Consider the following 21,862-nt stretch of genomic DNA (forward strand, 5'->3'; position numbering starts at 1 on the left):
GCGCGGGGCGGCTGTCTGGGCGCTCCTGGGTCGTCGCCCCCTTACCGGGCTGCATCGAGGCCCCGCTGCAGGTCCGTCATAAGGGATTTCACTGCCTGGTCGATGGGAACCCCGCCAGTGGTGATGTTCTCGCCGGCACGTCGAAGAAGTGAGGCCCAGCCCAGCGAGCCGGGAGGGTTGGCGCCACGGGAACGCATGGGGCGTTTCAAGTCGCGCTCAAGGATTTCCAGGACCTTCTGGTCGGACGTGGACTTAGCCTGTACGGCCTTTGCCAGCGCCTGCTCGCGGAGCTTCGGGTTCGAGGGAGGTCCGGTCACCACTCCCACCGTGTCAATCACCGCAGGGCTGTTGATGAAGAAGTCCACGAACCGTCCGGCAAGCGCAGGGTCGGTTGCTGTGGCCGAGATGCAGAGCCTGTTGTACCAAAGGAAGGAATGCCCCTCCGCTGCGCCTTGGATGGTGGGCAACAGGTGCATGACGAGTTCCTGTTTGCTCGCAACCTGGTTATCCGTGAACTGGTTGGACTGCCCTGCGTAGATTGCTGTCCGGGCCGCAACCTCGGGGAAAAGGGGCTGGACGGAACCGGAAATCGCAGCGGGCATGACTGCGCCGTCCTTGATCCAGCCCTCCCACATTGCAAACCAGTCACCGAGGACTGCAGCGTCGAACCCGAGCTTGCCGTCCTTGTCAAAGAGCTCGGCTCCATGCTGCCGGAGCCACTGTGTTGTGTGAAGCTGGCCGGTGGCTCCGTAGGACATACCGAAGGAGTCGCCGCCTTTCGCCTTGGTGTAGTCCCGCGCGATGGAGCCGAGGTCGTCCCAGTGCCAGTCCTCGTCGTTGGGGGTATCGACGCCGGCGTCGGCCAGTGCGTCCTTGTTGAGTTGGATGACCGGGGTGATTTGGTTGAACACCACGGAGTACTGCTTGCCGCCGAGGATCCGCCACGAGTCAACTTGGCCGGGTGAGAACTGGCTGTAGTCCACCGTTCCTTTGTCGAGGGAATCGAGGTCCAGCAGCACGTTCTGTGAGGCGTAGGTTGCTATCTGGCTTTCCGGTACCCAAAAAACGTCGGGAAGGCGTTTGGCAGCGGCCTGGGTAGCCATGCGGTCCAGATAAGCGGCGTATTCTGCCGGCTCAAGGGACATTTTGATGCCGGAGTTGCTCTGCTCGAACGTCTTTACGAAGTTCGTGTAGTTGGCTTGTACCTGCGTAGGGCCCCAGAACGAGAACCTTAGATTTCCTGTCGCGCTGGATCCGGAAGATGCTTGCTTCGGTACGCATCCGGTTGCTGCCATAAGCGTCAGCAGGGCAGAGCCGGCAAGAACCGAACGGCGATTAATCGGCCGAGCTAGGAGGGAAGAAGTTGAAAACATCGTTGTTTTTCTTTCTCGAAAGGCGGATTCGGACAAAAGCAACGGCGGGTTGTAAGTAGTCGCCGAAGGAGAACGCTCACGAATTCCCCGGCCATAATTTCTGGCCCTGCGCTGACGCTAATACCGCTTTGGCATCCAGGGGAGTCATCGTCCCGTCATGTGGGACGTCAAGAGCGGCATGTCTTTATACCGGCCGTCATTATGGAAAATGCGTTTTGCCGTCCCGCATTCCGGAACGCAGTCTTTCGGTCCATTTCATCGGTGAATAGCATCCTGCTGTAGTTAGGCGTCGATCGTTACTCAATCGCCTCGAAGGCTTGGTCATCTTATGACCCTTAGACTTCTTTGATTGGCTCGCAACCTTCGAAGAAGCGCACGGTTCAGATCGTGCAAGGGCTGGGAAACCTTAGGGATCAAAGTTTCCCAGCCGTAGGTCCTAAGCCTGCCTGAAAGCCAGTTGCGGACAGCGCGTACTGGGTTGGACTTAGCGAAGGACGTCAAGCATGGAAAGGCCGAGCTGGAGCCGTCCCGTGCCGCGGGATCCCACGGGCGCGCCGGTCTTGATTCCCACATAGGAAAGCTCATCCGGAAGCTTGGTGAGCAGTCTGCGCGTGCCGTCCGCATTGAGCAGCGATCCTGGCTCGTCTTCTGCGAGACCAAGATGCACGTCCTCCCATTCCGCGCTGCGGTCCGTAGCGACCGGCGCGGCACCGGAGAAGGCGAAGGCACCCAGCCCGTCGCCGAGTTTCCCGATGTGCTCAAGGGGCGTCGCGGCACTGCGTCCCTCGATGGCCGACCTGCCCCAGTTGAGGAGGTGACGGATGCGCGGACCTTCCGGGTCTGTCGCCGCACGGACAGCCTCCATCTCCTCTTCAATTCTCAGATAGCCCTTTTGCGGCGCCTGGCCGGGTACCAGGGCATCCGAGTGTTCGACGAGAAGTTCGATATTTCCCCAATCCCAGCCGGCAATTTGCCTGAGCGAGTCGGTAAAAGCCGACAGGCTGGAGCGGTCGGCGCGCGGAGCTGACTGCAGTGCGAATGCACGCACCGACGCCGAGCCCAGCTGTTCCTGTAGTAGAAGGGTCTCGGTCAGGGCTGATGCGATGTCGCTGAGTGCCCGTTGGCGGCCGTCGCGATCCTCCGAAGCCAAGCCGTATCCCGGGTCAGTCTTTGTGGCGACAAGTGTCGTTGACATGGCACTGATGGTGTTGGACCATCCGGGATGGAGCAGGCTGACCAGCCTGGCAAGTCCATCTGGATGGAGCTGGCCACGAAATACGGGAAGTTCGAGACCGCCGATGCGGGGATCCGACCTGAGGGTTTCATACCAACGTTCTTCGGTTTCGGTATCCTCGGTGAGCCCGGCAGGGGCTGCGTTGTAAGCGGAATAGACGATGTCTGTCATCGTCGATTCCCTTTTCGGGGAGCCAGGAAATCGATATGCCGTGTGGGAGTCATGGCTCGATCTTTTCCGTTTTCCCGGGAGATCCACCAGCCGCGTCCCGCTGGACAGGACGGTTCCCGCGCAGGCCCCTGGCCCTACTTCTTTGTCAACCCTGTACCGTTTGATCTGCTTCAAACACCGCAGGAGGCTGTCGCGCCGGGGAGGCGGGCGCCGTCGCCGGCTCGTTGCTGAGGTCAAGGTGCTTGGTGCCGTAGCAGTTCATCGAGGAGCCGGTCCTGGTCGGGGGAGTAGCGGTGGTCCAAGGCTTGCGGACCTCGGTGATCCGGTTGGCGCAGACGAGCCCGGCGCCGAGGTCTGGTTGAGGCCGCGGGCGGCGAGGACCTCCACGGCCAGCCCCACTCGTCGTCGACCTTCCGGTCCGAGTGTAGGAGCCGGGCGCGCCGTACATCCCGGATCCGGTTGGGTGTCAACGGGGCAGCCCCTTCCCCGTCAACATCCCGACGCTGCGCACGTCTGTATACCGCGCATCCAGACCGGCGAAAGCCGTTTCCACCACTTCCAGCATCGCGGCGGTGGAGTCGAACTGCCGGTCGAAGTGCCGCGTCCAGGCGGGGTCCTCGGACTTGAACTAGACAGATCATGCGGCGGCGTCTTATTCGAGTTGGCAATTGTATGCGTCATCAGCCGCAAGGCACCCCTGGTCATGTGACGCACGGCGCGACCGGCAGCGCATTGCCAAGTTTGGTACAACGAAGGCCAGTTGTAGATTGCAATGTCCCTGGAGCTTCTTGCCAATGAGAGTTTACGGACAACTAAAATAGACCGCACGCGCAACTATCTGCCTAATTACTTTACGTATTCACGGCTATCGGCCAGCGGCTATGGGAGCCCAGAGAGTGGCATGAGGGCGAGACAGGTTCTTCGCTTGCTGAGCTTCCCAGCAAGCACCAAGGTTAACGTACCCATAATGGACCGAAGCTCCGGTCAAACGCTATTTGATCGGAGCTTCGCCAACTGACAGGCGTGAGGGTCACGACACCCGCTGCCCTGGTGTCATTCGGGGTTGGAGAAAAATGGCGCCTGAATGACCACTCGAGAAGTGGGACTGTCACTCACAGTCGATTCCTTGACAACGTACGGGTCCGAGAAGAGCGCACGATGGGCCCGCGCAGCTTCGGGTTCTGATATGTGCCGCAGCGGCGCATCGATAGCGGTCGTCGTATCCATCAAACCTACGGTATGGCAAGGCGGATTCGCCGGACCAAGGAAGTTGCGTTGCAGGGAGCGGCTTCAACGGTGCGCCGTTCCTTCTTCTCCGACGACGCTCGTACGCCGACAATGGACCTTTTGTCCACGCTAGGACTGCTTCGCCGGGAGCTGAGTGCCGCTGTTTCGAGTGCAGCAAGCCGGTGAGACACCCGCACGGTCCTGACCACCACCGCCCACGACCCCCTGGGCCACATCCACGATCGGGCGCCGGTCATCATCCCACCGGATTTGTATCAAGCACCACATCAGCAGGGCGGCAGTTGTGGCCGCGAACTCAGCCTTATGTTTGTAGCTGCTCCCGCTCAAGCCGCAGATACCGTTCTTCTCGATATAGGGCAGGGAACACTCGTGGCAGACGGCACAAAGGTGGCGGTTTCCGTGACCTTAACCTGCCCCACGACGACGGATAATCAACCCGTCCTCAATTTGGGGCTCACCCAGCGGATCGGTGTAAAGTCAGCGTTCGGCGGCCAGGGCGTGGTGAGTTTCGTCTGCACGGGTGAACCCCAAACCATTGTCATCACCGCCTCCGTCTCCAGACGATCTGGAGTTGCTTACTTCAGGGTAGGGAAAGCAATGGCGAACGCCATCCTCAATACCTGCCCGGCAGACGGCTCGGAGTGCATAACTGTCGAACTAACCCGGGAGATCAAATTCAAGTTGTAGAACCTAAGCCTTAACAGGATTCGGTTCGACCTCCGAATTTCACAGTCGGCAGATATTCCCTATCCCACGGCCATTTTAATGCGCCGATAATGCTCACGGAGGTCAGCCACTTGGCTAAAGGGCGCTGGCATCTTGAGCAGCGGCGGCTTGATTGGCCGGCGCACTGTTGACGCCCGGCGATCTTGGTGCGACTGTTAGGTCGGTCGGCGGTCAAAAGTGAATCGCTGCAATTCTTTGGGGGTAAACAGATGTGTCACGGACCCAGTCTTCAAAGCACCATCAAACAGCACGCTGAGGCCGAGCAGGCTCTCCAGGATGAAATCACAAGGCTCCTGGCCACAATGGGAAACTCGGAAAACGAGGCAATTGCCTACATTAACAGCCATACGAATGGAATCGTCCTCGCTGCTAACAAGTCCCCGGAAATCGTTTTTAGCAACTCGGAGAGCTATACCAAGTTCTCAGACGACTACAGCATTGACGCACTGGGCAAGGTCGTCGACGCGGCGATCAACACTGCTCAGGACGCCATCAAGGTCGATACCAGCTCGGGCGATTCCAACGGTCAAGCCGTCGCTCTTGTGGGCTCCCTCGGGGGACTGGTGAAGTCCGGTCTGTCCCTCGCCGCCTCGAATTCCGAAACCGACACCAAGCTCTCCGTTACTTTCAGCCAGTTCAATGTGGGGGACCTGAACTTCGCGATCTACAACGCTATCAACTCGGGTATCGTCGCGGCGAGCAACGCCTGGGGAAACAAGCAGATCACACTAGTGGCCCAGTGCACGGTGTTGGCGAGGGTCAACGCCGACCCGAACTTGACTGCGGAGGCGGCGCTTCAGGACGACCTCAACACGCTCCTGGCGCTGGAAAAGGCGCGAAACAAGAGTGAGATCGACGCCATCGCGAAGGGTATCGATAACTCCGCGATGCTCGAGGCAGTCGGGCAGATGATCAAAACGGCGGCCGAGAACATCACCAAAGACCGCAGCGCACTCGCAGGCAAGACTCTCTAGCTGCCGACTAAGCGTCCAGTCGGTTCGCTGCACCGGTGAATTTGTCCATGAGAGACGGCTCCAACGCTTGGGGTCGTCTCTCAGGAATTTCTATGGCTTCTGACGTGCAACCCCAAGCAGCTTTCCCGTTAGCTGTTCGCGGTTTTCCTGCGTACGTTGCTATCGCGCGACTCAGGGACGCCGCTGAAATCACAGCAACCTGTGCTCGTACAGCGGTGACTGACGCAGCCCTTCCGGAGGGCACTCCCCCCACCCTTTTTCGAACGCCGATAACGGATGTTTCGTCCGGTGGTCCGGAGCCTGGTTTTGGGCCGGCGGTCAAGGGTTTCGTCACGTTGTTGTTGGTCCAACACATCTAACCAGGAGTGGGCCTTCCGGATGTGAGGCTTGCAGCACGCTTCCTATGTGGCTGACCGTGGTTCAGGTGCGAGGCCGTATGGCCGTGGCCGCTTGTGGTTGGTCATGCGGGTGTATGGCCAAAAGCTCATGAGATGGGTGAAGGAGGTGTTGCCACATGAGGGCTTTCACTGTTGGGTGGGTCTGCCGATCGTTGTGTGTTCGGTCCCTCGCGGGAGGCATCGGTCAGAACGTGGGACGGAGCGAACCCGTCCGTTGTCCCACTTTTGCCGGCGGAAAGACAAACCGCGCTCCCTCAGTGGGGGGTGCGGTTTATCTATTGCGAGCCGGGCAGAACGGCGATTTTTGGGGTGTGCACATTGTGCACACTTCGGGCTTGGGACTGGGCCGTATTGGGGTCGGATCGGTCCGGATTGCGTATGTTTCCGGGAGTTCCCAGTGTTTGCAGGGGCTGGAGTCCGGTTCGAGTCCCACCTCGGGCACGCATAACCCCTCGTCGGAGGGGTTTTTGCTTTAATGTGTGGACATTTTCCCTCGGCGGTCCCTCTGACACTGGCCGCGGTGTGGGCCTGGCGCCGCGGTTGCCTGTTCGGTTGTGTGTGGCGGGACCAGGGTCCTGGCCTGTGGGCCTTCCGCTTGCTGGAATCTGGGGTATGTGCCGTCCTATCTGGTTGTGCCGCTGGCCGGTTGTTGGCCCTCACTCATTCATGGCCAGAAGTTGTGGTGACGACATGACGAAGACGATTTTTCTTCGAGGATCTCCCGCGGATGGCTGCTTCTGAGAGCCAGGCAGAGTGCGCTCATCGCGTGTTTGTCCGGCCAAAGGGGGTGTGGACATTGTCCACATCTTGTACACGGCCGGCTCTACGACCCGCCTTTTTATCCCTTCCTCCGGGTTCCGGCTCACTCGTTCATGCAGTTCTCTGTTTCAGGCGACATGACTTTGCGGCCCGGATCGTCGGCGTCGTTGGACGTTCCTGTCAGCGGGAACGTGTTGGGGGAATCCGCGGCAGCTCAGGCGTACGATCCGTCGACAGAGTTCAGGTGTGTGGGATCCGGACTCTTCTTCCGGGGGTGGTCTAGGGTTTGGTTGATCCGCCGTTCCCGCTAAGAAAGGCGTCCCGCGCAGACTTGCGGTAGGCGGCTGCCGCACTTCTCAGAGACGGGCCCCTCACAGACGGATTCCGCGGAACACGGTGACGATCACGATGGCGGCATTGGCGTCGTGGACGAGGTAGTCGGCCGTTGCGGGCACCGGATGTGTCTGTCAGATGTTGGCGTCGTTCTGATAACGGAGTCACCGCTGGGTTTGAGGGTCCGGAGTGCAACTTGGGGAACCGGGAGCGATTCAAAGTTTCGGGAGGAAATAAGCGACGGAGGAGCGCCGAACGAAACTTTGGATCGAGCCCGGCGCGTAGCGCCCTGGTTGCGTGGAGGACCCGCCCAGCGATGAGGGGGATCAGAATGACAAACAGCGAAGTTGCTTCTGGTGGTTCATGTAGGTGGGGGAGTGAGGCGGCATGACGCCGTGCAGGCCGGTACCCAATGAGTTCTGCCGTCATAAACGACGGTGCCTCGAGCGGGATTTGAACCTGCCACCTGCACCAAGAGGGGGGCTGCTGCATCCCGCTGTGTTATGGAGGCGGGTCCTTCCGAGGGAGATCCTTCCGCCTGTGGTGGCAGTGCCCGGCAGTCAATGAGGGAGTATCGACTGCGGGACCACGGGAGCACGCCAGTAAACGTTGTGATTCAGCCCGACCCAGGAGCCTGATGCCTTGTTGCTGCTGCGTTTAGAGTTTTGGCGGTTCCAGGAGTTGTCTTGCCACGTCGGCGTCCGTTATCAGGACATTGATCCATCCTCCTGTGATGGCACCGCGGATGGCGTCCAGTTTGCGCATGCCCCCGGCGACGCCGATGCGGCGGGGTACGCGCATCATTGCCTCGGCCTCGATGGAGATCATTCGCTCTTCGATGGCGGGCTTCATTGGCTGGCCGTCGATGTCGAAGAACCGTAAACATATTTCGCCGACGGCGCCAGCCCGGGAAAGTTCCTTTTCTTCCGTTCTGCTCAGGGCGTTCCCGCTTGCCTGCCATAACGGGGATGCCGGGAACGTCCCCACGCCGACGAGCAGCGTGGTCAGGCGGTCCCAGGCTTCGATGGATGTTTTGACGGCCGGGTCGCCGAGGAAGGCATCGCGGATTTGTGGGTTTGCCACGAGTCCTGGGCATCCCAGGTAGTAGGGCTTGGCTGATGTTAGTTCTGCGAGGTGGGAGACGAGGCGGGTGGCTTGAATCTGTGCCTGCGGACTGCCTACGCCGCCAATGAGCTGGATCACCTCATTGGCAATTTTTCTGGGCCGTGAGCGCATCGCTTCCACGGTATGCAGGAGCGTCGTGCTCCATGAGGAGATTCCCACGTAGTCAGCTGCGTCGATGGTGGTTTCCAGGTAAGTCGCCGCGGATGAACCCAGCCGCATTCCCAGCGACGCGCCATCCATAACATCAACCACCACGACTTCTCGGAGTTTGTACTTCTCCTCGAGCGCCTTCTCCAGACCGACGTAGATGCCGGCGGGTTGAACTATCGATGTCCGGACTATTCCCAGCTCAACCGCAGTCTTGAGATATCGCGAGACCCTTGCCTGCGAAAGGTTCAAACGCTGGGAGATCTCGCCCTGTGACAGGCCTTCCTCGTGGTAGAGGACAGCGATCTTGGTGAACAGCCGAAGCTGCTCCGTGCTGGCGGAAAGAAGGGATGACTGGGGCGTGACCTGCGTCATATTTCGTCACCTTCGAAGCGGTCGTGAATATTCATTCAGATACGAATATAGCCTCATTCGACTCACCCCGTCACCGTTCCGCCACAATGGAGCCTTCGTCGTGCCGGGCTTGGTTCGATGACCAATGAGCATGCTCCTGAATCAATATTCAGTCCTGAAAGATTCCCGAACTTCCCGCCACTGCTGGGCCGGATGGCTCATAGACTTCCAACACCAGCCCAACTTCAGCCGAAGTTCCGTCAGGAATTTCGATCGCCGTCCATGCGGGCCAAGCGGCCTTCTCGATCGAAAGCGAACACAAATGACCGACATCAAATTCTCCACCCGACTCAATTCCTTTGGCTTGGGTAAAGGCAAGAAATACCCCAGCGGCGAAGATTCCGTAATCGACCTGATCGCGCTGGCAGGCAGCGTGAAAGGGCTGACGTCGCTTGAGCTGAACTATCCGGAGCACTTCGGCCGGGACTCTGTGGAGGAGATCAAGACCGCCTTGGACACCGCCGGCCTTGACGTCCGCGGCATCCAGCTTCGCTGGCCGGCGCCCCAGTTCGCCAACGGAGGGTTCACCAACCCTGATCCGGCGCTTCGGGAAGCGGCTGTCGGAATGGTCAAGGAAGCCATCAGCCTGTGCCGGGAATTCGGCTCCGACCACGTTCTTCTGTGGCCCGCCCATGACGGGTACGAGTACCCGCTGCAAATGGACTACATGAAGTCCTGGAACTGGATGGTGGAAAGCCTGCAGGCCGTCGCCGACGTCGACCAGGACATCCGCATTTCCATCGAGTACAAGCCTGCCGAGCCACGTGGGCGCACGATCCTCAACACCACCGGCGCCGTCATGAACCTCATCAAGGACTGTGACCGCCCGAACCTCGGGGTGACCCTGGACTTCGGACACCTGCTGATGGCACGCGAAAATCCGGCCCAGTCAGCCGCGATGTGTTTGCGCGAGCAGAAACTGTTCGGGCTCCAGCTCAACGATTCGCACGGCGTGGCTGACGACGGCCTCGTGGTAGCGTCGATCCACTTCGCCGAAACACTGGAACTCGTGTACTACCTGCTCCGCGAGGGGTATGAGGGAACGTACTATTTCGACACTGACCCTGTACGAGAAAACCCCGTCTCGGAATGCGAAATGAACATCGAAAGGATGGAGACCATCATCGGCAAGGCCCGCGACCTGGTTCGGGACAATCCGGACCTGCCGAACGGCGACGCGCTGCACTCATCATCTGTCCTGTGGTCGAAAGTCGTGGGTGTCTAGGTGAGCTCAGCCAGTATCTGTGTGGTCGGGTCGCTGAACGCCGATCTCATCGCCTATGTGGGCGCCGAAGGCAGCGCCGCGAGCTACGCAACCGGGTCAAACTTCGAAATGGCAGCCGGCGGCAAGAGCCTCAACGCCGCCATGAGCATCGCCTCGCTGGACCCGACGGTCACGCTTGTGGGACGCATCGGAACGGATGATCTCGGCAATTTCATCGCCGGGACCCTGCGGGCGCGGGGCATCACCACAGAAGGCATCATCTGCGATGATCGGACGCACACAGGCGTGGGGCACGTGAGAGTCAACTCGGAGGGAGAGTACGACACCGTCGTTGTCCCGGGAGCCAACGGGAACTTCTCGCCCGCCGATGTCGATGCCTACCTCGAGAGCCACGAACCGCCGGCATTTGTGGTTCTCAATCTCGAGGTCCCGCTTCCCGCCGTCCGGCGCGCTGCGGCGCGATTCCGCGAACTTGGTTCAACCGTGGTGCTGAACCTCTCGCCGGTGCATGCAGAGGCGAGGACACTCCTCCGGCTCGCCGACGTCGTGGTCATGAACCGCAGCGAGGCATGTCACGTACTGGACGTCCCGCCGGACACTGACACGCGGCTGCTGCTTAAGGCCCTGCGCGAAGCCGGAGCCAAGACGCCCGTACTGACACTCGGCGGCGACGGCGTGGTGGCCTTGGACGGGAGCGATCTGGTCGAGGAAAGAGTCGACCCGATCCACGTCGTGAACTCCATCGGGGCAGGGGACAGCTTCCTGGCCACCATGGTGCTGGCGATGGCCAATGACCACCCGTTCGCTGTCAGCCTCCGGGCAGCTAACGAGGCAGGACGGCTCGTCTGCAGCCGTTCCGAATCCTTCCTCACCTCCGATGACATCCGGCACATCGAAACCGTCGTGGGCGTGCCCCTGGCCAAAGGCCCCATCACCGCCTCACAAGCGTCTGAGAACATCCGGGCCTGAGTCCACGACGGACACCAAGAGCCGAAACGCACATTAGCCGCACGGCGAAACGTGGCGGCGTTCCCGTTAGGGACCGTCGCCCAAAAACACGAGCATGAATCCCGCACGCGCGGGCCTTCCAAAGACGAAAGGAATACCGATCATGAGTAAACTTCCCAAGGCAGCCACCCAGATCGCCGCCGCCACTGCAGCCGTAGCTCTCCTGGCAGCGTGCAGTGCCACCCCGGAGGGTTCCTCCGGACAGTCAGGGCAGTCAGGCCAGGCCGCGGGTCTGGTAAGCCTCGTCGACGCGGCAGCGAAGACACCCATCAAGGACCTCACCGGCAGTCTGGGGGCACCTACAGGGTCGGCGGACACCAAGCTCTGCTACATCACGCGGACGCTGTCCAACGAATTCTGGGGTTTTGAGAGGGACGGATTTGAAGCCGAAGCGAAGAAACTCGGCGTGAAATACCAGACGTTCGACGTGACGGATGAATCCTCGATCACGGAGCAGCTGGACAAGGCCAAGAGCGCCGCGAACCAAGGCTGCAGCGCGCTACTCGCTTCGCCCATCTCGGCAACGGGCTTGGACACCGTCTTCACCGATGCCTTGGCAAAGAACACTCCTGTCGTCATCCTCAACGACGCGAAGGGTACTGTCCCCGGCACGGTCTACGTGGGCCCGGATGCCAAGACCATCGGCCAGACGGCAGCGGACTACATCGCCACAAAGCTGCCGGAGGGCGGCAAAGTTGCCATGATTGAAGGAGATCCTGGATCCTCGAACGCACTTAACCGCGGCGAGGGATTCAAAGCCGGTGTTGCAAAGCATTCCAACCTTCAGCTTGTTGCGTCCCAGACCGCGAAATGGGATCAGACGAAAGCGCAGGAGATCGCCTCGGCCATGCTGACGGCAAACCCTGACATTAAGGCGTTCTACTCCCAGAACGACGGCATGGCCCTTGGTGTTTCGGCTGCCATCGCCGCGAAGAACCTCACGGGCAAGGTCTTGCTGATCGGCACGGACGGCATTCCCCAAGCCAAGAAGGAAATCCAGGCGGGGACCATGACCGCCACCGTGAGCGAGCAGCCTACTACTGAAGGCGCCAGCGGTGTGGACGCGGCGCTATGGCTGCTGGCCGGGAAGAAAGTTCCGGGTTGGGTCGACGTTCCTGCGTTCATCATCGATTCGGCCAATGTCGGGCAGTACCCGACCGGCATGCCGTAGAGGGACGGTACGGATCATGGTTGCACCACTGCTTGAATTGCAGAATATTGCCAAGTCGTTCCCCGGTGTCCGCGCCCTGAACGACGTTAGCTTCACCTTGGAACGCGGCGAGATCTGCACCTTGGCCGGGGAAAACGGGGCCGGTAAAAGCACTTTGCTCGCCATTCTCGGAGGCTCACTCGTCCCCGACCACGGTTCGGTGATCATCGACGGAATCAAAAGGGCACATTTCTCACCACGGCAGGCACTGTCTGAGGGTGTGAAGATCGCCCACCAGGAACCTGCCATAGTGCCGCAGCTGACCGTGGAACAAAACCTGCTTCTGGGTCGGACCTCACGGCAGCGGCGGGAAGCCGGCGCCGACATTGATCAGGCCCTGGCGGATGTCGCCCAGATGGGGTTTCCGCTCAATGCCAAGACGGCCGTGCAGGGATTGAGCCCGGCGCAGCGCCACGCTCTGACCATCGCCCGGGCCATGGCTTTCGGTGCGAAGATCGTCGCCCTGGACGAACCCACCACAAGCATGCTCGAACATAACGTTGAGGGAGTTCTCACCAGGGTCAGGGAGATCGCCCACACCCGCGGAGTGGGGATCATCTACGTTTCGCACAAGATGCCCGAAGTCATGAGCGTCTCCGACAAAGTGGTGGTCCTGCGCGACGGCACCGTCAACTACACGACCGCCATCAGCCAGACGTCCGAACAGGACATTGTGCGGAACATGGTCGGCCGGGAACTGCTCGCGTTCAAGCGGCAGCACCCCATGCCATCCCGAGCTCCGGTCATCTTCTCCGCCGCCGACGTCAGTCACCCCACGAGCGGCAAACCCTTGTCCCTGGATGTCCGGGCTGGGGAAGTCGTGGGTATCGCCGGCTTGGTCGGCTCCGGACGCACCGAATTCCTGCGTGCCATCATCAGGGCCGACAAGGGCAGCACCGGAACGGTGAGCATCGACGGGAAGAAAAGAAAAATCCGTTCGCCCCGGGACAGCCGCAATGCCGGCATTGCATTCATCCCGGAGGAACGCAAGCACCAGGGGCTGGTCCTGCAGGTTCCGGCCTATGCGAACGTCGCACTCACGGCGGACAGGCAGTTCAACGGCTTCGGGCCGCTGATCAGCAGGCGCAAACAGATAGCGGCCGCGGAAGAGGCTGCGGCACGAATGTCGCTTCGCCCCGCCAACGTGCGTCTGAACGCCCGCCAGTTCTCCGGCGGGAACCAGCAAAAGATCGTCATCGCCAAGTGGACCTGGCGCAACACCCAGGTCTTCCTCTTTGACGAACCCACCAAGGGTGTTGATGTCGGAGGAAAGGTCGAGATCTACGAGCTCATCGACGCACTGGCCCATGCCGGCAGCGCCGTGATCGTGGTCTCCTCCGACCTTCCCGAAATCATCTCCCTCAGCGACCGGGTCAAAGTAATGCGGCAGGGTCAATTCGTCTCCGAACACACCGGCGACGACATCAACGAACACAGCCTCGTGGCCAATGCCATGGGCATAGCCGAAAGGACGACGACATGAGCCAGCCCACCCTGCCCAAACAAGCTTCAAGCCAACATCACCGGGGGACCGGCGTGAAACAACAACATAACGCCCCCGCCAAGGCGAACCGCCGCACTCTACCGCCCCTGAACCTCCAGGCACTCGGCATCTACATCGCCGCCGTTGTCATCTTCCTGATCTTCGGAATGCTGAACGGAAACTTCCTCACGGCCGGCAACCTCAGGGACATCGCCGTCTCCGCCAGTGTCAACGCCATTATCGGTCTCGGCATCACCTTCGTGATCATCACGGGCGGGATCGATCTCGCCGTAGGCTCCATCGCGAGCTTTGTCGGGATCGTCTCGGCCACGCTCATGGTTAATGCCGGAACCTCACCATTCCTCGCCCTGCTCGCCGGCATCGCCCTCGGCCTGGTTTGCGGTGCCATCAACGGTGTTCTCATCACCAAACTCAAGCTGCCGCCTTTCATCGCCACGCTGGGGACGATGAGCATCTACCAGGGCTGCGCGTACGTCGTCACCAACGGCCGCCCCGTCTACAACGTGCCCAAGGACTTCGTCTTCATGCTCAACAGCTATGTCGGGGGAGTTCCCGTGGCAGTCATCCTCGTCGCCGTCCTGGCAGTTCTCTGCTGGCTGCTGCTTCGCCGCACGGTATTCGGTCAGAACGTCATCGCCACCGGCGGCAGCGAAGAAACTGCCTGGCTCTCCGGCGTCCGTGTCGACAGGGTCAAGATCGCCGTCTACGCCCTCTCCGGCGTGCTGGCCGGAGTCGGCGGACTGGTCATCGTCGCACGAATTAACGCGGCACAGACCGACGCCGGGAGCCCCTACCTGCTGACCGCCATTGCCTCGGCCGTGATCGGCGGAGCCAACCTGATGGGCGGTGAAGGGCGCATCGCCGGGACCCTCGTCGGAGCCCTGATCCTGGGCGCCCTGACCAACGGACTGGTGCTGCTCAACGTCCCCAGCTTCTACGAACAGATCGTCACCGGGCTCGTCGTCGTCATCGCCGTGGCCCTGGACCAGGGCAGCAAAGGCTGGCCACTGCTGAAAAAACGGTCCACCGAGAAGTCCGAGAAGAAAGAGGCAACAACCTGATGGCGTCCGGTCTCTTGAAGGGAGGCTCTGTCCGCCGCTGGCCGTCGGTCCCTCGACGGAACCGGTGGCGGCCATGAGTGAATGGGTCGCGGCTACCGATGCCCTGTTGTTTCCGCTGTTCCGGGGACAGCAGGGCGCGCGGCGGTGGGGCGGCGGCGGCGGCAATGCTTGACCTTGACATCATCGACGCGCATTTCCATCTATGCGATTTCTCGCAGTCATACCCGTGGCTGGAAAGACCCGCACAGCCTTTCCGCTACCACGGTGACGACCGTCCGCTTCGAAGAAGTTATCTTCCGGACGACTACCTCGCCGACGCCCGAGGGTTCAAACTGGTCGGCTGCGTCCACATCGAAAACGGCGCAGCTGACCCGCTCTGGGAAGCCGGCTGGATAGAACAAATACACGACACCCACGGCCAGCCCTCAGTTCAGGTAGCTAAAGCATCCCTGGCAGATCCAGCCGTGCAGGCCCACCTCGAACAGTTGGCCGCTCTCCCGACAGTGCGGGGGGTGCGGGACATCCTCAACTGGCACCCAGACCCGCGATACACGCACACCGCCCGGCCCGACTTGCTAACCGACCCGGCATGGCTAAAGGGATTTTCCCACCTTGCGCCACTAGGCCTGTCCTTTGACCTGCAGGTCTTCCCCGATCAGCTGGAACAGGCCGCACAACTGGCAGCAGCCCACCCGGAAACACTCATCGTCCTGGACCATGCAGGGATGCCGATCGAACGGGACGCGGCGTCCCTGCACCGCTGGCGGGAAGGCATGGCCGAGATGGCTGCGCAGCCAAACGTGGTCACGAAGATATCGGCCCTCGGAACGAACGATCATTCCTGGACCACGGCATCAATCCGCCGGATCGTCCTGGAAACCATCGACGCCTTCGGATCGGACCGGACCATGTTCGGAAGCAACTTCCCGGTGGATAGCCTCTACTCCAGCTTCGCCGCCCTATACGCGGCCTTTGACGAAATAACCCGCCGGATGTCCATGGACGAACGCCAAAAGTTGTTCTCCGAAACCGCCCGGCGGACGTACCGCATCGGACCGAATGCCGCATAAGCAAACTGCGGGGCCACGGCGTCTTTGGTCCGATCGGGAACCCGGCCGGGTGTGGGCCGGAGCGCCGGTACGGGGCGTCAGATGGCCGCGGGCATCAGCGCAACTCACCTGTCCGCCGGCATTGGTAACACCGATGGGTGCACAGCAAACGCACCCATCCCACCGGGGCGCCGGCGGACGGCTGGCTCGTGCTCAATCGGGTGGTAGCGCAGGCCGGCTACCACCCGCTTGGGTAATCGGCTGATCCATCAATCCCTGGGAGCCGAGCTCACGTCCGTGGGTGTCAGCCGTGTATGGGAGGGTCGGATAATTCAATGAATTAGGGGTCCACAAATGGAGCTCGCGTTCCGGTGGCCAACGTCGACATTTCGCCCCTGCGACGCCCGGTCGCCCGACCGTCGAACGCCCGGTGAGAGATTCGTTGACTGCGCGACGGTCTAGGAACGTAGGCCAATCAGGCCATGGACGAGCTGAAGAAAGTTTGAACCGCCGTGAAGACCGGGTTCAGCGGGAACGTCTCCGGGGGCGTCTGTGGCCGGCGCACAGAATGCAGGTGTGTGGGATCCGGACTCCTCTTCCGGGCAGCCCTGGTTTGGTTGATCCGCCTGACTTTGGTGCCCCGAGCTGGCAACGCTGCTCACTTTCCCTTCCGCGGAGGACACGCAGGAGTGGAATTCCGATTCGGATGGATGGGACGCGGTGGTGGGGAACTGGTTCCGGGACGTTCCGCCGTCGTCGTCCGTATCGCTGTAACTGCGGGCCTATGACGCTTCGAGGCCCCAGGGCCGGAAGGCCCGGTCCTTGTCCATGTTCCGGCCGGCCACAATTCCGGCGCCGATCATTAGGTCGCTGAGCTTGCAGTCCAGAGGGTCTCGACTGGAGTTCTTGAAAACGAAAGGTTTCGAGAACAGGTTGATTTGAGAATCGTGTAGTTCCGGGCGAGCGGCTGCAAAGGGGCGTCTTTCTGCGGAAGACCGCCGTGGGGACGATGTCATTTTCGAATTCATCGGCACGGAATGTTCGGACTCGTTTGCACGCTTCCGACTGCCGTCCCAGTCGGACAGGAGCCTGTCAAAGCCGGGGCAGTCCCGATCTGCCGTGAGCGTGGCCGGCCGCGGGCTATCCACTGGCAGGTCTTCCGATGTTCGTCGGACTCAGTCAGGAGCGGGTTACACCCGCCGTAGTTGTTAGGAATCCAGCCCTATGGTCGTTAGTTCCTGACCCCGAACCAGTTCCAGTGTGGAGATTTGCATGTCATCCAGATGTTCTTTCATCCGTGCGATCATTGCCTGGAAATCTGGCCGTGACCTGAACTCCTCGATCGCTTCCCGGCTCTCCCACACGGCGTAGCTGAGATAGCTCCGCGGCTGATTGAGATCGCGAAGTAGCCGTGGACGCTGAAGAAGGCCACGAATTGGAGGATCCACATCCTTTACCCCCGATTCCGCAAACGCCCGTACGAATGCCTCCTCATGACCCGGCTTAACCGACCACCGGCCGGAGGTATAGAAGATCCCTGCGACAACACTGTGCCCCGGAGTCGGCATATCGGAATCCAGGGGCAGGTCATCGCTCGTCGGTGGTGGCACAGCCATCAACTGTTCCTTCTACTCGTCAAAGGGATAGCGGGAGTGAACAAAACCAGGGAACCAATTGGGCTCGCAGGGAACTCCTACGAATCCCGTGGTCCTAGATGCTCCGCCTCATCGTTCGTAGGCAGCGGGGATTCCTTGAGCTCCACAAAGAAGGTATGCGTGTCTGTTTCCCCGATGTTTTCTCCGGAATGGCGCTGGGCAGGCAACCACCGGGCGACAGCGGCGGGTAGCTCCACATCCATGGACTTTCCCTCGGAAGAAATACGGCGACGGAAACCATTGACAGTAACCATCACACTGTCGGGGTGACTATGCTCTGTGGTCTTATGCCCGGGTGAGTCGGTGTACTCAAGCACGCGGACGCGTTCATTTTCAAAAGCCACCCGGTAATTCATCGGGTTCGTCTCAACAGGATCCTCCGCCATGGTCGGAATATACGCCTACACAGGCTGCAGGACCAGAGGATTTTCCCGCTGACACTTCAATGTCCATACTCATCCGCACTACCCCGGAATTCCGCGGGCGCCAGTGCAGTCGAATTCCTCTGCACGGAATGTCAGAAGTCGAGCCATCATCAACGACTCACTTGTCCGTTGACCCGTCGATGGTGGAGGACCTAGGACTTTGGCCATCACAAACTTTCCCTTAATGGTGGGCGCTGGCCTGGGACCTTTCGCGCGACGCGTAGTACCTGCCGACCCGGCAGTTTCCCTCTTCTCCGGCGGTCGCGTCAGGGCCATTATTGGAAATAAAGATCGGAGATTGCCATGATCCAGGCCCTGCTGTGCAAGCTGAACATTCGCCACGAATGGCACGTCGAGCACACCGAAGACGGCAGCCTCTACAAGCGCTGTCTGCGCTGCGGGAAGGATGATGACCGCGGCGGCGGCGGAACGGGCGCACCAGGAGCGTGGGCCGGGCCGGCAGGAATGGGTTAGCAACCTACCAATGGACAACATCAGCTGAGAAGCGTTTAGCCCAGTCCCACTCCACAACGGCCCAGCTCGGCCACCACCGCAGCACGCCCGGTCGCAGCGGCCGTCAGCGGCATGATCGATCTGCCGGGCGAATTCCCCTGCCACGCCTGGCGGATGGACTTCTCAACCGGGTAGCCACCGCACATTACGGCGCCGAGGACGCCGAGGGTCTTCGCTGCCGCCCGCCGCCTCCTGCGGCTCAGCAGACCAGCCGTTGCTACGCCCTGAAGGATCAGCATCACGCCAGAGGCAGACAATCCCGTTCCCAGCACCCACTGGTCTCGTTTGATGCGCCCGGGGTCCCCTTGAGCTTCCAGACATAGTTGGTGGTCCCCTCCCGGAGCGCCTGCCGGAGCCCGATCAGGCCGAGGGCAAGCTGCGCCGTGGAGACCACAGCCAAAGCCATCATCGCTGGATCCTCCAATCATCTTGGATTCCAGAAATACCCCCGTGGAGCCATTTTAGGAACCGGCCGCCCTCCGCTCAGCACCTGCATGACGAAATTGACGCTACTGGTGAAGTACCGCCATCCCTTCGGCGCCAAAATACCATCTCTGCCGCTCCCATTGGATGCGTCTGCCCCGCCCCCGCGAAACGATTGACAGTGTCACAAACGTCCCTCCTCGTTCTGAATATCGGGGCGTAGTCCGGACAGGAAACCCCGTATTCCGGAATCCACGGGAACCGGGAGGGCTGTTATCCGTTCAGATGCGAATCGTAGGGAGCCCAGAACGAGGTTTACTCTCGCCTCGGGACAGAGCATGGATGCTAATGGCGTTCACATAAGTAATGGGGGATCTGCCCCCACATCAACGGCACTCGCCACCCTGGGTCTTGACGGCGCAACCGATTACACCTTCTCCATCACCTGGGAAATCAGCGGAATGCAATTCCGTGCAGGGGACTTGTGACATCTCCATGTCCGTACTCGTCTGCACTACTACGGAATTCCGCGGGAGCGAGTGCAGACGACTTCTGAAGACGACAGTTTCCACCACCGGCTGTCGATGAGATAACCCGGTGTGGCAGAGAAGGAGTCGGCGGCCGGGGGCGGGATCGCCTATCGCATCAGCTGGTCACTTGTCGGACCTTGAACACGATCGAGTCGAAGACGGCGCGTGCCTCTCTTGTCAGCTCCGGATTGATCGATTCGTGGAATTGGACCACCCAGAACATAGCGCGCTGGCCGTTCAGGTTGACCACCCGGTAGGTTTCGCGCTCAGCGGTGCTCGAGTACCAGCGTGTGCATAGGTTCGAATATTCTGAGTGAACGCAAAACTGACCGTTGTCGCAGGCTTTGATGTCCACGTCGCCCTCGACGGAGTGGTCGAACTCGACGCCGGGGTAATCGCCCACCATGACCTCGACGGGAGGGGTGCTGGCCGTTGACGTCTGCGCCGTCATCGCGTCGACGAAAGCCTGAGCCGATGGATTGACCTCGACGAGCGCGCCCTGCCACCTGCATGCGTCCGTCGGTACATGGTTGGAGGGCCACCAACCCACGAAGACCGCCATGTCATCCGGGTGTTCCGGGTCGTCCTTGCCCAGGCCCTCGCCGTCTGCCGACCAGCCGTCTGGGACGGTGATCTCGAAATTCTCTGCGAAGCTGGTGACGAGGTATGTACCGGGGTCGATGTCGCCGCTGTCCGGCAGCGGTGGGACCGTGGGCAGCGGTGGGACCGTGCGAGCCTCCGTAGTCGGCGCGGGGGATGGCGCCTCGGTGGCAGTGCATGCCGAAAGACCGAGGCAAACGGACAAGACTGATGTCATGGTGATGAAATGGCGTAGCAGCACACGCATGGAGGCCTCCAAAGGCAACCCTTATGCTGCGGACGTTACGCCGGGCCAACACTGACCGCAAGAGACGCCAGAAAGCCAATGCTCCCCCCTTTTTGGATAACGGGAACGGATGGTGAGTCCCGCCGCCGGGCGACTGTGGTCATCCCCGCTGGTTCGCCAAAGCCTCAGCCCCCATGTGCCTGAAAAGGCGCTCTCGGGACTGTTGGTGAACTGCCCTGCAAAGGTACACTTCCCGAGTGAATTGGTGCCGTGCCTGCTGAAAGAACATCGGGTACAAGGGTAATTTCCGCCTGGGGTAAGTGAACTTGATGAACACGAGCCTTACATTAGGGCCATCACGAACAAAAACCTTCTCGACGAACGTCGTACTTCAGGCATGAACACGCCGGCAAGGACGACCGGGTCTTCTACTCGGTCAAACTGGTCGACTAGGCGCCGGGCTACACGGCCAGACTGACTCGGGTTCAATTCCGCGCGCCTTTCGTCAAGAACGGCTTCAGGCCAATCGGGCATCGCGGCATCGACGTCAGGGACGCTGTGAAGATTTTGGCTGCGGCAGGGGGACTGACAATGCTTCCAACGTCATGGATAGCGTTCGCTGTCGCAGTGGCCGAACTGGACGCGCAAGGCTTCCTTGACGGCAACTGGATCCCCGCAGCGAAGGTTGTAGACAGATCCTCTGCCGGGCCGCCTTTGGAAAGTGCAGCCACGGAGCACCCTGGCATTGGATGTCAGACGGTTAGGACGGGCGTGGAAAGACTGGGGTCCAGCCCGGCGGAATTCAATGCAGCCTGACTAATAGCCGACTTTCTTTTCGATTAAACTCCGACCTAAAACGGCCAACACAGCGGTCAATGAGCCTTTCGACATCCACTCCGGGACTTGGTTGTTAACCTGGCTAATCTGTCCGGCTAAAGGGGGTGTGCACATTGTGCACACGTTTGTGCACGGGCGGCTTTTGGACCTGTATTTTGGTCCCTTCCGCCTGGTTCTGCCTTTACAACTTCACGAAGTTCAATGTTTCAGGCGACATGATTTTGCGGCCGGGATCGGTAGGTTTCCTAGGAAGTTCCGGGTTCAGTGGGAATGTCTTTTGGGCCTCCTGGGGCTGGCGTAAGATCCGTCGACAGGGTGCAGGTGTGTGGGATCCGGACTCTTCTTCCGGGTAGCCCAGATTTGGTTGATCCCGCGTGACTTTGGGCCCTGAGCTGGCAACGCTGCTCACTTTCCCTTCCGCGGAGCATACGCAGGAGTGGAATTCCGATCCGGACGGTCGGGACGCGGCGGTGGAGGACTGGCTCCGGAACGTCCTGCCGTCGTCGTCCGTATCCCTATAATGCGCATTAGGAGGCTTCGAGGCCCCGGTGCCGGAAGGCATAAACCCTCGTAAGAGGGGTTTTTGCTTTAATGTATGGACATTGACCCTCCGCGGGTCCCTCCGACACTGGCAGCGGTCCGTGCCTAGCGGCGCGGTGGCCTGTTCGGGCGTATGGGACGCGGGTCTGACTAG

The 21,862-nt window shown here is 60.6% G+C and carries 17 protein-coding genes and 1 pseudogene; 9 read left to right on the forward strand and 9 right to left on the reverse strand.

Going from position 1 to position 21,862, the window contains the following annotated elements:
* Positions 1 to 41: 41 nt before the first annotated feature.
* The 3 genes and pseudogenes from TV39_RS09400 to TV39_RS22545 form a co-directional block, all read right to left on the reverse strand.
* A complete protein-coding gene (locus tag TV39_RS09400; protein WP_082049624.1) occupies positions 42 to 1,373 on the reverse strand; it encodes an ABC transporter substrate-binding protein in 1,332 nt (443 codons plus the stop codon).
* A 484-nt stretch (positions 1,374 to 1,857) separates the two neighbouring features.
* Positions 1,858 to 2,778 (reverse strand): DUF4862 family protein, encoded by a 921-nt coding sequence (locus TV39_RS22065; RefSeq protein ID WP_052500546.1) that lies wholly within the window; start codon positions 2,776 to 2,778, stop codon positions 1,858 to 1,860.
* Between the two features lie 141 nt (positions 2,779 to 2,919).
* Positions 2,920 to 3,406, reverse strand: a pseudogene (locus TV39_RS22545) ((p)ppGpp synthetase); the annotation flags it as partial.
* Between the two features lie 869 nt (positions 3,407 to 4,275).
* Here TV39_RS22545 and TV39_RS09410 point away from each other — a divergent pair.
* Positions 4,276 to 4,713 carry a hypothetical protein gene (locus tag TV39_RS09410; RefSeq protein WP_082049626.1) on the forward strand — a complete coding sequence of 146 codons (438 nt, stop codon included), beginning with the start codon at positions 4,276 to 4,278 and terminating at the stop codon, positions 4,711 to 4,713.
* A gap of 341 nt (positions 4,714 to 5,054) precedes the next feature.
* A complete protein-coding gene (locus TV39_RS09415) occupies positions 5,055 to 5,726 on the forward strand; it encodes a hypothetical protein (protein ID WP_043480935.1) in 672 nt (223 codons plus the stop codon).
* A 2,147-nt stretch (positions 5,727 to 7,873) separates the two neighbouring features.
* Here TV39_RS09415 and TV39_RS09420 read toward each other — a convergent pair.
* Positions 7,874 to 8,863 carry a sugar-binding transcriptional regulator gene (locus tag TV39_RS09420; RefSeq protein WP_043480937.1) on the reverse strand — a complete coding sequence of 330 codons (990 nt, stop codon included), beginning with the start codon at positions 8,861 to 8,863 and terminating at the stop codon, positions 7,874 to 7,876.
* A gap of 301 nt (positions 8,864 to 9,164) precedes the next feature.
* On the opposite strand from TV39_RS09420, the gene TV39_RS09425 reads away from it, so the two are divergent.
* From TV39_RS09425 to TV39_RS09450, 6 genes are all read left to right on the forward strand, one after another.
* Positions 9,165 to 10,127, forward strand: a complete 963-nt coding sequence (locus TV39_RS09425) for a sugar phosphate isomerase/epimerase family protein (protein WP_043480938.1) — start codon at positions 9,165 to 9,167, stop codon at positions 10,125 to 10,127.
* On the forward strand, positions 10,128 to 11,096 hold the full coding sequence (locus TV39_RS21385; RefSeq protein WP_052500547.1) for a PfkB family carbohydrate kinase: 969 nt from the start codon (positions 10,128 to 10,130) through the stop codon (positions 11,094 to 11,096).
* Positions 11,097 to 11,238: 142 nt separating this feature from the next.
* Positions 11,239 to 12,306, forward strand: a complete 1,068-nt coding sequence (locus TV39_RS09435; protein ID WP_043480940.1) for a sugar ABC transporter substrate-binding protein — start codon at positions 11,239 to 11,241, stop codon at positions 12,304 to 12,306.
* A 16-nt stretch (positions 12,307 to 12,322) separates the two neighbouring features.
* Positions 12,323 to 13,828: a sugar ABC transporter ATP-binding protein gene (locus TV39_RS09440; RefSeq protein WP_043480942.1), complete on the forward strand. Its 1,506-nt coding sequence runs from the start codon at positions 12,323 to 12,325 to the stop codon at positions 13,826 to 13,828.
* Between the two features lie 53 nt (positions 13,829 to 13,881).
* Complete coding sequence (locus TV39_RS09445) at positions 13,882 to 14,910, forward strand: ABC transporter permease (protein ID WP_043481078.1); 1,029 nt, start codon at positions 13,882 to 13,884, stop codon at positions 14,908 to 14,910.
* Positions 14,911 to 15,074: 164 nt separating this feature from the next.
* Entirely contained in the window at positions 15,075 to 15,980 is a 906-nt protein-coding gene (locus TV39_RS09450) for an amidohydrolase family protein (protein ID WP_043480944.1), read from the forward strand.
* 1,187 nt (positions 15,981 to 17,167) lie between these two features.
* Here the strand turns inward: TV39_RS09450 and TV39_RS09455 are convergent.
* Both TV39_RS09455 and TV39_RS21680 read right to left on the reverse strand, forming a co-directional pair.
* Positions 17,168 to 17,575 carry an antibiotic biosynthesis monooxygenase family protein gene (locus TV39_RS09455; protein ID WP_043480947.1) on the reverse strand — a complete coding sequence of 136 codons (408 nt, stop codon included), beginning with the start codon at positions 17,573 to 17,575 and terminating at the stop codon, positions 17,168 to 17,170.
* 77 nt (positions 17,576 to 17,652) lie between these two features.
* Complete coding sequence (locus TV39_RS21680) at positions 17,653 to 18,000, reverse strand: cytoplasmic protein (protein WP_082049638.1); 348 nt, start codon at positions 17,998 to 18,000, stop codon at positions 17,653 to 17,655.
* Positions 18,001 to 18,342: 342 nt separating this feature from the next.
* Here TV39_RS21680 and TV39_RS22385 point away from each other — a divergent pair, with 342 nt between their 5' ends.
* On the forward strand, positions 18,343 to 18,513 hold the full coding sequence (locus tag TV39_RS22385; RefSeq protein ID WP_200890990.1) for a hypothetical protein: 171 nt from the start codon (positions 18,343 to 18,345) through the stop codon (positions 18,511 to 18,513).
* A gap of 35 nt (positions 18,514 to 18,548) precedes the next feature.
* On the opposite strand, the gene TV39_RS09460 is transcribed toward TV39_RS22385, so the two are convergent.
* The 3 genes from TV39_RS09460 to TV39_RS09465 form a co-directional block, all read right to left on the reverse strand.
* Positions 18,549 to 18,809, reverse strand: a complete 261-nt coding sequence (locus tag TV39_RS09460; RefSeq protein WP_144406377.1) for a hypothetical protein — start codon at positions 18,807 to 18,809, stop codon at positions 18,549 to 18,551.
* Positions 18,791 to 18,961 carry a hypothetical protein gene (locus TV39_RS22255; protein WP_160292498.1) on the reverse strand — a complete coding sequence of 57 codons (171 nt, stop codon included), beginning with the start codon at positions 18,959 to 18,961 and terminating at the stop codon, positions 18,791 to 18,793. The genes TV39_RS09460 and TV39_RS22255 overlap by 19 nt, the downstream gene beginning before the upstream one ends.
* A 659-nt stretch (positions 18,962 to 19,620) precedes the next feature.
* Positions 19,621 to 20,352, reverse strand: coding sequence for a hypothetical protein (locus TV39_RS09465; protein ID WP_043480950.1), 732 nt, complete (start codon positions 20,350 to 20,352; stop codon positions 19,621 to 19,623).
* Positions 20,353 to 21,862 lie beyond the last annotated feature (1,510 nt).

It is taken from the genome of Arthrobacter sp. SPG23 (assembly GCF_000876655.1).
In the GTDB taxonomy this organism is placed as follows: domain Bacteria; phylum Actinomycetota; class Actinomycetes; order Actinomycetales; family Micrococcaceae; genus Arthrobacter.